Annotated in this window: 14 protein-coding genes; 6 read left to right on the forward strand and 8 right to left on the reverse strand. The window is 66.4% G+C overall.

The genetic code is table 11. The annotated features are described in order from the left end of the window. Nucleotides 1-3: 3 nt before the first annotated feature. The gene (locus NAO55_RS12140) at nt 4-543 is read right to left on the reverse strand and encodes a type 1 glutamine amidotransferase domain-containing protein (RefSeq protein ID WP_014598026.1); all 540 of its coding nucleotides are present in this window, start codon (nt 541-543) and stop codon (nt 4-6) included. Between the two features lie 130 nt (nt 544-673). Between NAO55_RS12140 and NAO55_RS12145 the strand changes: the two genes are divergently transcribed. The 4 genes from NAO55_RS12145 (at nt 674) to NAO55_RS12160 (ending at nt 4,800) form a co-directional block, all read left to right on the forward strand. Next, nucleotides 674-1,540 (forward strand): HDOD domain-containing protein, encoded by an 867-nt coding sequence (locus NAO55_RS12145; RefSeq protein ID WP_013984359.1) that lies wholly within the window; start codon nt 674-676, stop codon nt 1,538-1,540. 55 nt (nt 1,541-1,595) lie between these two features. Further along, entirely contained in the window at nt 1,596-2,408 is an 813-nt protein-coding gene (gene mutM, locus NAO55_RS12150) for a bifunctional DNA-formamidopyrimidine glycosylase/DNA-(apurinic or apyrimidinic site) lyase (protein ID WP_102838931.1), read from the forward strand. Between the two features lie 114 nt (nt 2,409-2,522). Further along, nucleotides 2,523-2,864, forward strand: coding sequence for a hypothetical protein (locus tag NAO55_RS12155; RefSeq protein ID WP_041755835.1), 342 nt, complete (start codon nt 2,523-2,525; stop codon nt 2,862-2,864). Between the two features lie 100 nt (nt 2,865-2,964). Then, on the forward strand, nt 2,965-4,800 hold the full coding sequence (locus NAO55_RS12160; RefSeq protein WP_102838930.1) for a Na/Pi cotransporter family protein: 1,836 nt from the start codon (nt 2,965-2,967) through the stop codon (nt 4,798-4,800). Here the strand turns inward: NAO55_RS12160 and ggt are convergent. The 6 genes from ggt to NAO55_RS12190 form a co-directional block, all read right to left on the reverse strand. Beyond that, nucleotides 4,784-6,517: a gamma-glutamyltransferase gene (ggt, locus tag NAO55_RS12165; protein WP_102838929.1), complete on the reverse strand. Its 1,734-nt coding sequence runs from the start codon at nt 6,515-6,517 to the stop codon at nt 4,784-4,786. The genes NAO55_RS12160 and ggt overlap by 17 nt on opposite strands. Beyond that, nucleotides 6,517-6,768 (reverse strand): YfhL family 4Fe-4S dicluster ferredoxin, encoded by a 252-nt coding sequence (locus NAO55_RS12170; protein WP_003303200.1) that lies wholly within the window; start codon nt 6,766-6,768, stop codon nt 6,517-6,519. The genes ggt and NAO55_RS12170 overlap by 1 nt, the downstream gene beginning before the upstream one ends. Before the next feature lie 107 nt (nt 6,769-6,875). Continuing rightward, entirely contained in the window at nt 6,876-7,358 is a 483-nt protein-coding gene (gene coaD / locus NAO55_RS12175) for a pantetheine-phosphate adenylyltransferase (RefSeq protein WP_013984354.1), read from the reverse strand. A gap of 106 nt (nt 7,359-7,464) precedes the next feature. Continuing rightward, on the reverse strand, nt 7,465-9,060 hold the full coding sequence (locus NAO55_RS12180) for a GMC family oxidoreductase (RefSeq protein WP_102838928.1): 1,596 nt from the start codon (nt 9,058-9,060) through the stop codon (nt 7,465-7,467). Nucleotides 9,061-9,074: 14 nt separating this feature from the next. Continuing rightward, the gene (locus NAO55_RS12185) at nt 9,075-9,605 is read right to left on the reverse strand and encodes a twin-arginine translocation pathway signal protein (RefSeq protein WP_102838927.1); all 531 of its coding nucleotides are present in this window, start codon (nt 9,603-9,605) and stop codon (nt 9,075-9,077) included. 14 nt (nt 9,606-9,619) lie between these two features. Beyond that, nucleotides 9,620-11,032 (reverse strand): coniferyl aldehyde dehydrogenase, encoded by a 1,413-nt coding sequence (locus tag NAO55_RS12190; protein ID WP_102838926.1) that lies wholly within the window; start codon nt 11,030-11,032, stop codon nt 9,620-9,622. A gap of 131 nt (nt 11,033-11,163) precedes the next feature. Here NAO55_RS12190 and NAO55_RS12195 point away from each other — a divergent pair, with 131 nt between their 5' ends. Further along, nucleotides 11,164-11,838 (forward strand): TetR/AcrR family transcriptional regulator, encoded by a 675-nt coding sequence (locus tag NAO55_RS12195; protein ID WP_049325534.1) that lies wholly within the window; start codon nt 11,164-11,166, stop codon nt 11,836-11,838. Between the two features lie 6 nt (nt 11,839-11,844). On the opposite strand, the gene NAO55_RS12200 is transcribed toward NAO55_RS12195, so the two are convergent. After that, the gene (locus tag NAO55_RS12200) at nt 11,845-12,825 is read right to left on the reverse strand and encodes a hydrolase (protein ID WP_102838925.1); all 981 of its coding nucleotides are present in this window, start codon (nt 12,823-12,825) and stop codon (nt 11,845-11,847) included. 172 nt (nt 12,826-12,997) lie between these two features. On the opposite strand from NAO55_RS12200, the gene NAO55_RS12205 reads away from it, so the two are divergent. Further along, nucleotides 12,998-13,402 (forward strand): hypothetical protein, encoded by a 405-nt coding sequence (locus NAO55_RS12205; protein WP_013984344.1) that lies wholly within the window; start codon nt 12,998-13,000, stop codon nt 13,400-13,402. Nucleotides 13,403-13,409: the final 7 nt, after the last annotated feature.

Consider the following 13,409-nt stretch of genomic DNA (forward strand, 5'->3'; position numbering starts at 1 on the left):
CGCTCAGGCGGACAGGGCGTCGATCAGCGCCTGGCTGAATGCCGGGATGTCATCGGGTTTGCGGCTGCTGATGAGCTGGCCGTCCACCACCACCTGCTCGTCGACCCACTCGGCACCGGCGTTCTTCAGGTCGTCGGTGAGCGAGGGCCAGCTGGTCATGCGCTTGCCCTTGACCAGGTCGGCGGAGATCAGCAGCCAGCCGCCATGGCAGATCACCGCGATGGGCTTGTTCGCATCGGCCGCCGCCCGGACCAGCTTCTGCGCGGTTTTGTCGGTGCGGATGGTGTCGGAATTGACCACGCCGCCGGGCAGCAGCACGGCGTCGTAATCCTCCATGCGGACGCTGTCGAAGGTGTTGTCGACATGGAACTTGGAGGCCGGGGTGGTGTGGTTCCAGCCGGTCACCTCGCCGTTCTTGGCGGAGATGATCTCGGCGGTTGCGCCGGCCTTTTCCAGCGCCTCCTTGGGCCCGGTCAGCTCGACCTGCTCGAAACCGTCGGTCACCAGAATGGCCACGCGTTTGCCGTTGAGAGATTGGGACATGGACTTACCTCCGTCTGTCTGTCGATAACACTCGCCGAATGCGAGTCACTTGAAATGGGACCCACATCTCAGCCAAAGTTCGCCCTTTCCTGCCGATAGCACTTTGCCTTACCTGTCCGAGCGTCCCGCCATGGCCGTTGAACTGTCCGCCGATCAAATCCGCCGGGTGCTGCAAGGCATCAGCGTGCCGCCGCAGCCGCAGATCATGGTCGATCTGCAGATGGAGCAGGTCATGCCGGTGCCCGACCTCAAGGCCATCGCCCGGTTGATCAGCCAAGACCCGGGGCTCTCCGGCGCGCTGCTGAAGATCGTCAATTCGCCGTACTTCGGCCTGACCAACCGCATCGCCTCCATCCAGCAGGCGGTCAACCTGCTCGGCTGCGACTCGGTGATCAACCTGATCAACGCCCAGTCGATCAAGGGCGAGATGAGCGACGAGACCATCGTCACCCTCAATCGCTTCTGGGACAGCGCGCAGGACGTGGCCATGGCCTGCCTGACCCTGGCCAAGCGCATCGGCTACCAGGCGCCGGACGAGGCTTACGCGCTGGGGCTGTTCCACAACTGCGGCATTCCGCTGATGCTCAAGCGCTTCCCCGGTTACATAGCGGTGCTGGAGGAAGCCTACGCCAGTACCGGCGAGGGCCAGCGCATCGTCGACATCGAGAACCGCGTGCTCAGCACCAACCACGCGGTGGTCGGTTACTTCACCGCCAAGTCGTGGAACCTGCCGCTGTACCTGTGCGATGCCATCGCCAATCACCACAACGCGTTGTCCTTGTTCTCCGACGACTCCGGGCGTGACGCGCCGATCAAGACGCTGCTGGCGATCCTCAAGATGGCCGAACACATCTGTGCCTGTCATCGCGTGCTGGGCGGTCAGCCCGAGGACCACGAGTGGGACAGCGTCGCGCGCCTGGTGCTCGACTATGTCGGCCTGTCGGATTACGACTTCGTCTGCCTGAAGGAAAGCATTCGCGAACTGGGCGTGGGCTGACGCTCCGGCGCCGGCCTGCTAAGGTCGGCATCCTTCGCTGTAACCGTATCTCGCCATGCCCGAACTTCCCGAAGTCGAAACCACCCGCCGTGGCATCGAGCCGTATCTGGTCGGCCAGCGCGTCAGCCGCGTGCTGGTGCGTGATCGTCGCCTGCGCTGGCCGATTCCGGAGGATCTCGACGTGCGTCTGTCCGGCCAGCGCATCGAGGCCGTCGAGCGGCGCGCCAAGTACCTGCTGATCCGCGCCGAAAGCGGCACGCTGATCGTCCATCTCGGCATGTCCGGCAGCCTGCGTCTGGTGGATGCGGCATCGCCCGCGGCCAAGCATGAGCACGTCGACATCCTGCTGGAGTCCGGTCAGGCCCTGCGCTACACCGATCCGCGGCGCTTCGGCGCGATGCTCTGGAGCGACGAGCCGCTGGCGCATGTACTGCTGGCCAGCCTCGGGCCCGAGCCGCTGGGCGAGGACTTCGATGGCTACCGGCTGTATCGGCTGTCGCGCGGGCGCAGCATGGCGGTCAAGCCGTTCATCATGGACAACGCGGTTGTGGTGGGCGTCGGCAACATCTATGCGAGCGAGGCGCTGTTCGCCGCCGGGATCGACCCGCGACGGCCGGCCGGCAGTATCTCGCGGGCGCGCTATCTGAAGCTCGGCGAGGAGATCCGGCGCATCCTGGCCATGGCCATCGAGCGCGGCGGCACCACCTTGCGCGACTTTGTCGGCGGCGATGGCAAGCCCGGCTATTTCCAGCAGGAGCTGTTCGTCTATGGTCGCGGTGGTGAGTTCTGCAAGAGCTGCGGCTCGACCCTGCGCGAGATCCGCCTGGGCCAGCGGGCCAGCGTCTACTGCAGTCGCTGCCAACGCTGAGGTGGCGTAACTGCGCGCGCGTTGACGGCGTTCACGCCCCGCGGGGCGCGGCCACTGCTATAGTGGCCGTCACAACTAAAATTGCCGCGTTTCGCACAGCTGAAGGACCACACCATGAATCTGTTCCGCTCCACCGCTGCTGTCTTGGCTCTGACCACTGGCCTGCTGGCAATGCCGGCGCACGCGGAATCGGTCCCGCAGAACGCCAGCGGCGATCCGATGTACACCGTCGAGGCGCCCAAGGCCTACTCCATGGTGGGCGACCTGATCATCGCCCGTCCGCTGCTCATCGCCGCGACGGCCATCGGCGCCGGCGTTTTCGTTGTCAGCCTGCCGTTCACCGCGCTGGGCGGCAACGTCGGCGAGGCCGGCAAGGCATTGGTGGTCGAGCCTGGCAAAGCGGCTTTCGTACGCTGCCTGGGCTGCACCACCAGCGGCTACAACGCCCAGCGTTGATCGACGTCATCCGCACCGCGACTGGCGAGGCCTGAGCCTTCCGGTTGCGGTGTTGCTGCAGTAGGCTTCGCCTCCCATCCCGCGCCGCGAAGCTCCCTCCTTGAACAGCCGCTTCTTCAAGACTTTCTTGCCCATTGTGGGCCTGCTGATGTTGTCTTGGTCGTTCTGGGCCAGCGACGGTTGGCTCGAGCTGTGCGCGGGACTCGCGCTGTTCCTGTTCGGCATGCAATGCCTCGAAGAGGGCCTGCGCCAGCTGGCCGGCAGCAAGCTCGAACAGCTTCTGGCGCGCAGTACCGCGACGCCGCTCAAGGGCCTGATGTTCGGCATCAGCGGCACCATGCTGCTGCAGTCCAGCACGCTGGTATCGCTGCTCACCATCGCCTTCATCAGTACCGGGCTGATCAAGCTCGCCGGCGGTATCGCCATCCTGTTCGGCGCCAACCTGGGGTCCACCACCGGCATCTGGCTGCTGGCGCTGGCCGGCCAGAACGTCAGCCTGAGTCCGCTGGCCTTGCCGCTGCTGGTCTTCGGGGTGCTGGCCAGCTTCAGCGGAGACAAGGGCAAGGCGGCCGGGCGCATCGTGCTCGGTATCGCCTTCATCTTTCTCGGTATCGATCAGATCAAGACCGGCTTTTCCAGCTTCGGTGGCATGGACCTGTCGCAGTATCACGCCGGCGGCCTGACCGGCCAGTTGCTGTTCGTCGGCATCGGCCTGCTCGCCACCGTGGTACTGCAATCGAGCCATGCCACGCTGATGCTGACCCTGACCGCGCTGGCTGCCGGTCAGCTGGATCTGATCCAGGCCCTGGCCACCGCCATCGGCGCGAACGTCGGCACCAGCGTCACCACCGCCTTTGTCGGCTCGCTGGGCGGCAATCGCAATGGCCAGCGCCTGGCCCTGGCGCATGTGCTGTTCAACGTCACGACCGCCGTCCTGGCGATCGCGCTGCTGGTGCCCCTGGCCTGGCTGGTGCCGTGGCTGGTCGCGCCGCTGGGGCTGGGTGAGAATCGACTGATTCAGTTGGCGCTGTTTCATACGTTGTTCAACGGCATTGGCGTACTGCTGTTCTGGCCCTGGCAGACGCAGCTGGCGAATTTCCTGCTGCGCGTACTGCCGGAGCGGGCCGAGCCGACGGTGCTGATCACCGAGCTGGCGCCGGCACAGCCGGACGGAACCACCCACGCCCGCTATCTCAATGATCGCGCGCTGGATTCGGCCGATGCGGCGGCCAGCGCGGTGGCTCAGGAACTGCAGCATCTGGCGCGCCTGAGCCTGGAAGTGATCTGTCACGCGACCTACCTGCCGGTGGAGCAGCTACGCCAGCAGGGGCCGATCGACGAGACGCTGATCAAGGCGAAGCCCGAAGCCCAGGCGCTGGATGCCGAGGGCCTCTACAAGCGCCATATCAAGGGCGTGTATTCCGACCTGCTGACCTTCATGGGCCGCCTGGAGTTGCCGCTGGACGAGAGCCACCAGGCGTTCTGGCTGAACTGCCAGGTCGCCGCGCTGCAGCTGGTGGATGCGGTCAAGGATGCCAAGCACTTGCAGAAGAACCTTGGCCACTACCTGCGTACCGATGAGTCTGGTGCTCGGCAGGCCTATGTCGAACTGCGCCGACATCTGCTGGAGTCGCTACGGGAGATCCGCACGTTGAGCCACTCGGAGCTGCCTGATGAGCTCTGGCGCGAGCGGCTGAACTGGCTGGACGAGCGCGCCGCGCAATTCGACGCCGAATTCCGCCGGCGGCTGTTCGAGTCGATCCGCAATCACAAGCTGGACGGCCTGCAGACCAGTTCGCTGATGAACGACCTGGGCTATGCCAGTCGCATCATCCAGAGCCTGCGCAACGCCTTGCTGCTGGGCGAGGGCCACGAGCTGACGCGCCAACTGCGACAGCTGGCAGCCGACGACGGCCCGGTCATTGTGCAGCCGTGATCGGCTGGCGCCGTGCCGGCACCTTCAGCGCGCGGCCGATCCCGCGCGGGTCGCTGGCCGCCTCGACCTGGCCGCTCGGCTTGTGCCAGTAGAGCACCTGCTGATTGCCGTAGTCGCGCTCGATCAGCCTGGGCTGGTGGCCGCGGGCACGTAGTGCGTCCAGCTGCACCGGGCTGAAGGCATCGGCTTCGTACTGCAGCACATCCGGCAGGTACTGATGGTGATAGCGCGGCACTGCCGGCCAGGCCTGCACCGGCTCTCCATCCAGGTAAGACAGTGCCGAAAGCAGCACCATGCTGGGGATACGGCTGCCGCCGGGCGTGCCGAAGGCGGCGAACTCCTCGGCGCTTTCGATGAAGGTCGGGCTCATGCTCGACAGCGGCCGCTTGCCGCCGGCGATGGCGTTGGCGCTGCTGCCTTGCAGGCCATAGGCATTGCTGCCGTCGATGTCGGCGGCGAAATCGTCCATCTCGTCGTTGAGCAGCACACCGGTGCCGGGCACGGTGAAGGCGGCACCGAACATCATGTTCAGCGACAGCGTCGCCGCCACCGCATTGCCTTCGGCATCGATCACCGCGAAGTGTGTGGTGTGCTCGCCCTCGCGCCAGCGCGGTGCCGCTGGCAGGTCGCTGCTCGGGGTGGCGCGTTCGCGGTCGATGGATGCCGCTAGTTGGTCGAGGTAGGGGGCGGACAACAGTCGTGCGAGCGGTGCGCTGACGAAATCGGGGTCGCCCAGCAGACCACGGTCACGGTAAGCGCGGCGCAGCGCCTCGATCACCAGGTGGCTGCGCTGCAGCGGTTCGGCCTCGCGCCAGGCGAGGCGTTCGAGGATGCCCAGGCTCTGCGCGAGGATCATCCCGCCGGCCGATGGCGGCGGCGCGCCAATCAGCTCGCGGCCATCGGCCAGGGCGAAACGCAGGGGTTCGCGCTCCACCGTGCGGTAGTCGGCCAGATCCTCCAGCGACCAGATGCCGCCGGCCGCACGCACACCCTGGACCAGCTTCTGTGCCAGCTCGCCGCGATAGAAGCCGTTACGGCCGTTGCTGGCGAGTCGCTCCAGGGTTTGCGCCAGTTCCGGCTGGCGCAGCAGATGACCTTCGGGCGGAAGCTCGCCGCCAGTTAGAAACAGCCGCGCACTCTCGGGATCGTCACGCAGTGCGGCCAGGCGCCAGCTGGCGCGCTGGCGGTACACCGCATCCACCGCGAAGCCGTCGCGGGCCAGGGCGATGGCGGGTGCCAGGGTCGTCTTGAGTGGCAGGCGACCGCGTTTTTCGGCGAGTTCGACCAGTGCCGCTGGCGTGCCGGGAATCGCCGCGGCCAGCGGGCCGTTCAGCGAGAGTTCGCGCTGGATCTTGCCTCCGCGCAGATACATGTCCGGCGTGGCGGCGCCGGGCGCTCGCTCGCGGGCGTCGAGAAATACATGACGGGCCGGCTCGGCGGCCTCGCGCAGCAGAAAGAAGCCACCGCCGCCGAGCCCGGAGCCGTAGGGTTCAACCACGGCCAACGCGGCGCTCACCGCGACGGTGGCGTCGAAGGCGTTGCCGCCTGCTTCGAGGATCTGTCGGCCGACTTCGCTGGCCAGGGGGTGGGCGGTGGCAACGGCACCGTTGTCGAGCGGGCTGGCCTGGACGCTGCAGGCCAGCAACAGCAGGGCGGCGAACCAGCCGTGGAGCACCTTGAACAGGAGCGTCCGCCGGGTCGGTTGCCGCCAGCGCATCACGCCTTGCCGGTGATGATCAGGTACTTCTGCATCAGTTCGTCCTTGCTCTCGACGTTGTTCTCGTCGAGCGGAATGCAGTCTACCGGGCAAACCTGCTGGCACTGCGGTTCGTCGTAGTGGCCGACGCACTCGGTGCAGAGGTTGGGGTCGATGACGTAGATCTCCTCGCCCTGGGAGATGGCGCTGTTCGGGCACTCCGGCTCGCAGACATCGCAGTTGATGCAGTCATCGGTGATTTTCAGGGACATCCAGCGAACTCCTGCCGTGGCTCGAGCCTCGGCACAGCTAAATTACGACGGCCAATTGTGCCGCATCGGCGCGCGGCGTGCATCCGACGCAGCGCCGACGGTGGCCCTCAGTTCTGGCCGAAGCGCGTCTTGAGCGCCTGCATCACGGCCGGATGGACGAACTTCGAGACGTCGCCCTGGAGCGAGGCGATCTCGCGCACCAGGGTCGAGGAAATGTAGGAGTACTTTTCCGACGGCGTGAGGAACAGGCTTTCGACGTCCGGCGCCAGCTGCCGGTTCATGTTGGCCAGCTGGAATTCGTATTCGAAGTCGGACACCGCGCGCAGACCGCGCAGCAGGATGTTGGCCTGCTGCTCCTTGACGAAATGGGCGAGCAGGGTGGAGAAGCCGATGACCTTGACGTTCGGCAGGTGCTTGGTCACCTCACGGGCCAGCTCCACACGTTGCTCCAGCGGGAACAGCGGGTTCTTCTTCGGGTTGGCCGCCACGGCGATGATGACCTCGTCGAACAGCCGCGAGGCACGTTCCACCAGATCGGCGTGGCCCATGGTGATGGGATCGAAGGTTCCCGGATACAACACTCGATTCATCGCGGCGTCCTGACGCATGCGTGGGGGTGTGGATGGTAGCGGCTCGGTATCGGCAGCGTAAAGCCTGAATGGCCGTGCGGCGATCTGCCGCGATTGCGGGGCAATCTCAGGCGTTCTGCAAACGATCGATCAGCTCTGCCGTCAATTTCGCGCACAGTGCGTAGATCGACAGCTGCGGGTTGGCGCCGACGCTGGTGGGAAACAGCGACCCGTCGTGAATGGACAGATTGCCCAGCTGATGGTGCCGGCCGAGGCTGTCGGTCACCGCCTGGCGCGGGTCCTCGCCCATGGCGCAACCGCCCATGACGTGGGCGCTGCCGAGGCGGGTGCGGTACAGCGCGAGGTCGAGACGCTCGATCAGTTCGCGGGCCGCGCGGGGCGTCTTCACGTAGCGGGCGTCGGCATGCAGCGGCAGTACGGCGCGCGCACCCGCGGCGAACTGGATCTCGGCCATGCTCAGAAAAGCGCGGCGGATACCGTTCCAGGCATAGTCGGTCATGCGGTAATCGAGCACTGGGCTGCCGTCGCTGCGCAGCTCGACCGTGCCCTCGGCGCTGTCCGGATGAAAGCCGTCGCGCTGCAGGGCGATCATCGCGTGGGTGTGCGGCAGCGCGGCCATGCGCTGCGCGTTCTCCGAGCCGAAATCGCCGAGCAGTGTGGCGGCAAGGGCCGGGTGAACGGGCGGCACTTCGAGTTTGTAGCCCGCCGGCCCGGCAGTCCCGTCGCGCCACTGGAAGTGATCCGAATAGATCGATTGCGGTGCGCCGCTGAAGGCGTCGATGCGCTCGTCGAAGCGTGCCGCGGAGAAGTTCGTCAGGTGCAGGAAGGTGCGCTTGCCGATGCGCTTATGCGGGTCCGGCGCATCGGAGCGCAGCAGCAGCGCCGGGGTATTGATACCGCCGCCGGCGAGGATGTAATGCTTGGCGATCACGCGGATGCGTCGACCGTTCGGCGCCACGCAACGTTCGTCCATGCCCAGGCAGTCCAGTCCGACGACCCGCTCGCCCTGCATCAGCAGGCGTTCGGCGCGGACGAGATAGAGCAGCTCGCCGCCCTTGTCCAGTAGCGCTGGAATGCTGGTGACCAGCATCGACTGCTTGGCATTGGTCGGGCAGCCCATGCCGCAGTAGCCCAGGTTCCAGCAGCCGCGCACGTTGCGCGGGATCACCGCCCAGTGATAGTCGAGCCGTTCGCAGCCGCGCTTAAGCACCTGGTTGTTGGCATTCGGCGGCACTGCCCAGGGCGTGACGCCCAGGCGCTGCTCCATGCGTTCGAACCAGGGCTGTAAGGCCTCGGCGGAGAGGCCGCGCACACCGTGTTCGCGCGCCCAGTGCGCCAGCGTCTGCGGCGGGGTGCGGAAGCTCGAGGTCCAGTTCACCAAGGTGGTGCCGCCTACCGCACGGCCCTGCAGGATGGTGATGGCGCCGTCCTTGCTGGTGCGGCCGATGGCCTCCTGATAGAGCGAGCGGTAGGCACGGGCTTCCTGCATGTCGAAGTCGCGGCTGGTGCGCAGAGGGCCTTCCTCGATCAGCAGCACTTTGAAGCCGGCGGCACTGAGGATTTCCGCGCTGGTGGCGCCGCCTGCGCCGCTGCCGACGATGGCGATGTCGGCTTCCAGCGTCAGGTCGTGCGGCAGGCGCGAGCCGTCATGGGTGGTCCAGCCACGGGTGAGGCCTTCGGCGAAGAGATCGGGAACGGGCACAGCGGCCTCCTTGGTCAGACGGCCGGTGGCCCGGGATAGCCGCAGTTCGCCCAGGAAGCCGGGCAGGCGTACCAGGCCATGAGGACCATCTGCAGCAGCGCGGCATGCCCCTGGCGCAGCAGGGCCAGCGAGCTGTTCTGCCAACGGTTCAGGAACGCCCGCAGTTCGTCATCCGAGGCCTGGCGCCAGTCGCCCCAGATGCCAGTGAGCGGACCGCGGGTCAGGGGTTGGGTGAGCACATCGAACAACTGGCGTACCTGTGCCGCCAGCGCCGGCGAAAGATGGTGCAGGCCCTGATCCAGGCTGATCAGAGTGGCGGCCGCCGCTTGCGGCATTTCGGCCGGTGGCACCGACCCCTGCAGCAACAACGGAATCAGGCGATGTAGCATCGGCAGGTCGCTCTCGCGCAGCACGGCGAAGCCGCTGGCGGGAACGGCGGCTGTCGCCCCGGCGCAGCGGCCTAGCAGTCCGCCAGCGGCCAGGATGGTGCTGCCGAGCAGCCCGACCTTGAGCAGGGTGCGGCGGTTCATGGCGAGATCGTGCATCGTGGCGTCGCGTTTCAGCGGATGAACAGAGCGTAGATCAGCTTCTGCCACCATTTGCCGTAGGGTGGATAGACCAGCCGGGCGGCGTTGAAGCGCTGCTTGGCGAAAACGCTCTTGGCCTTGCTGAAGGTCAGGAATCCCTCGCGGCCGTGGTAGTGGCCCATGCCAGAGGGGCCGATGCCGCCAAAGGGCAGATCGTCCTGGGCGACGTGCAGCAGGGTGTCGTTCAGGCAGACCCCGCCCGAATGCGTCGAGTCCAGAACCCGCTGCTGTTCGGGCCGGTCGTAGCCGAAGTAGTAAAGCGCCAGCGGCCGCGGCCGGGCATTGACGTAGGCCAGCGCCTCGTCCAGCTCGTCGTAGGGAATGATCGGTAGCAGCGGGCCGAAGATCTCCTCGTGCATCACCCGCATGTGCTCGTTGACCTCGAGCAGCAGGCAGTGCGGCATGCGCCGCTGCTGCGCCTCGGTGAACAGCGGCACGACCTGGGCGCCCTTGGCGCGGGCATCGTCGAGGTAGTCCTGCAATCGTGTCAGCTGACGCGCATTGATGATTGCGGTGTAGTCGGGGTTGTCCGCAAGGCTCGGATACAGACGCTGTACCGCTTCACGATAGGCGTCGACGAAGCCCTCGAGGCGGGCTCGCGGTACCAGCACATAGTCCGGCGCGACGCAGGTCTGCCCGGCATTCATGCATTTGCCGAAGGCGATGCGCTCGGCGGCATCGGCCAGCGGCACCGTGGCCGAGACGATGGCCGGCGACTTGCCGCCCAGCTCGAGGGTCACCGGGGTGAGGTTCTCGGCGGCGGCACGCATCACGTCACGGCCTATATGCGTTGCGCCGGTGAACAGCAGATGGTCGAACGGCAGGCGGGCAAAGGCGCGCCCGACCTCGACATCGCCGAGTACCACCGCCACCTGATTCTCCGGAAAAACCTGCGCCAGCAGCGCCTTCAGCAGCTGGCCGGTGGCCGGCGTCGACTCGCTCATCTTCAGCATCACCCGATTGCCTGCCGCCAGCGCGCCGACCAGCGGGCCGATGGCCAGGTAGAGGGGGTAGTTCCACGGCACGATGATGCCCACTACCCCCAGCGGCTGATAGACGACCCGCGCACTGGCCGGCTGGAAAGCCAGACCGACCCGGCGTCGCGATGGCTTCATCCAGCGCCGCAGATGGCGGCAGGCGTAGCGGATGCCATGCAGGCTGGGCATCAGTTCGGCGAGCAGGGTCTCGTCGGCCGAGCGATGACCGAAATCCGTGCTGATCGCCTCGATCAGAGCCGGCTGGTGAGCCGCCAGCACATCGCGCAGCGCGTCCAGCCAGCGCAGACGGTCTTCCTCGGATGGCATCGGTGCGGCGGCGAATGCTGCACGCTGGCAAGCGAACACCGCTTCAAGGGCGGCGAGTGCTTGTGGAGTGTCGGCTGACATTGGGGCTCCGGGTGGCGAGGAGGGTTGATAGATTTCTAGAGTAATTGCTCTAAACTGTCAACGAGACGTGCTTGCCCGACCGCTGGCGTGTACCGTTGCCCCTTCGCTCCATCGCCGAGATCCCGCCGCCCATGGCACCCCGAGCAAAGACCCGCGATCGCATCATCGAAGCCAGCCTGGCGCTGTTCAACGCCCAGGGCGAACGCAACGTCACCACCAACCACATCGCCGCGCACCTGGGCATCTCGCCGGGAAACCTCTACTACCACTTCCCCAACAAGCAGGCGATCGTCGCCGAGCTGTTCGGCCAGTACGAGGCGCGGGTCGATGCCTTTCTGCGCCTGCCGCTGGCGCGCGCGATGCAGGTAGAGGACAAGGCGATCTACCTGGAAGCACTGCTCGGCGCGATGTGGGATTACCGTTTTCTGCACCGGGATCTGGAGGGGTTGCTCGACGCCGATGGCGAGCTGGCGCGGCGCTACGAAGGCTTTGCCACGCGTTGCCTGCAGCATGCTCGGGCGATCTACCAGGGTTTCGTCGAAGTCGGCATTCTGGAGATGGACGATGAACAAACCGAGGCGCTGGCGCTCAACGCCTGGATCATCGTTACGTCCTGGATTCGCTTCCTCGGCACTGTTGGCGCCGGGGCGGGCCAGCTCGATCCTGTGCAGATGCGGCGTGGCATCTATCAGGTGCTGGCGCTGGAGAGCGGCTTCGTCGCGACCGAAGCGCGCGAGGCGGTGGCTGCATTGCGGGGTCAGTACTTCGTTGCGCTGGAGTCGCTGCTGCCGACGGCGGATGCCTGACGCCTCTCAGGGCTCGCTCAACCACTGCGGAATCCGTCGCTCCAGGTAGTAGCGAGGGCGGCTTGGCGTGCCTTCGACAAAGCCGACATGACCGCCGCGGCGGTGCAGCTCCAGGGTTGTGGTCGCCGACAGTTCGGTCGGTTCCGGTACGCTGTGGCGGAACACGAAGGGGTCGTCCGCGGCCTGGATCAGCAGGGTCGGTGTCGTGATCGCTGGCAGGTAGTAGCGGCTGGAGGCGCGGCGGTAATAGTCCTGGGCGTCGCTGTAGCCGTGCAGCGGTGCGGTGAAGCGACCGTCGAAATCCCAGAAGGTGCGCATGCCGTGCAGCGGGCCGAGGCTCTGCAAGGCACCGAGGTGGTTCAGCAGCCCCTCGCGCTGGAAGCGCTGCTGTTTGTCCCTCACGTAGGCCACCATCGCCTTCATGAAATGCGCCTGGTAGACGCGGGAGAAGCCGAGGCCGATGCGATCGGCGCACTGGTCCAGGCGAAACGGCACCGACACCGCCACCGCCTTGCGCAGCGGGCTACTGGCACCCGTTTCGCCGAGGTACTTGAGCAGCACGTTGCCGCCCAGCGAGTAGCCCACCGCATGCAGCGGCGCCATGGGGCGGCTGGCCTGCAGGTGCCCAATCACTTCGGCGAGATCGTCGCTGGCGCCGGAATGATAGGCGCGCGGCAGTAGATTCGGTTCGCCCGAGCAGCCGCGCCAGTTGATCGCGACGCTGGCCCAGCCCTGTGCAGCCAGTTGTTGCTGCAGGCCGAGCACGTAAAGCGAATTCGACGAGCCGGTCAGCCCGTGCAGCACCAGGACCAGCGGCGCCGTGGCCTCATGCGGGCCGTGCCAGTCCAGGTCGATGAAATCGCCATCGGCCAGCCACAGTCGCTCACGCCGGCGCTCGAGGCGCGGCGCCTTGCGAAAGAATGGGTTCCACAGGGTCTGCAGATGCGGCCCGGGAAGCCACCAGGCGGGTTGGAAGGTTTCGGACACGGTCGCTCGGTTTCCTCGTTTGCTTCGACGTTAGAGCCTTGGCGGCGGGAAGAAAAGCATGATGCAGGCATTGAATGATGCTGGCCGCCCGGCGACTTACGCCTTTGGGGATATGGTCAGCGCCGCCCAAGGGGTGGAGAGTGACGCGATAGTCTTATCCGGAACCCTGCCCATGACGCCTACCCCCTTCGACCAACTGCTCGGCGCCGCACGCCAGGAGCGCGAGCCCCAGCGCCTGCTGTTCGTCTTTGTCAGCGCTGAACTGCCCGAGGACGCCACCGAGGCCGAGCGCCAGCGTTTCGAGGAAAACGCCGGCGGTTCGCTGAAACCGGTGCTCTGCGTCGACAAGCTACCCGAGGAACTGAGCGACTTCGCCGCGCTGCGTGAAGAATCCGAGCGCACCGGCGTGGCCTGGGACCTGCTGTTCGCCGCGGCGCTGCCCGGCCAGGCCGGCATCACGCCGAACGCAGACGAGGCCGAGCAGCCACTGAAGATGATGGTCAGCGCCATCGAGACCGGCAACGTCGGCCGCTTCCTGGCCTTCGATCGCAACGGGCAGACCGTCGACTTCTACTGACGTCGCC

Source organism: Stutzerimonas frequens, from assembly GCF_024448335.1.
Lineage (GTDB): Bacteria > Pseudomonadota > Gammaproteobacteria > Pseudomonadales > Pseudomonadaceae > Stutzerimonas > Stutzerimonas frequens.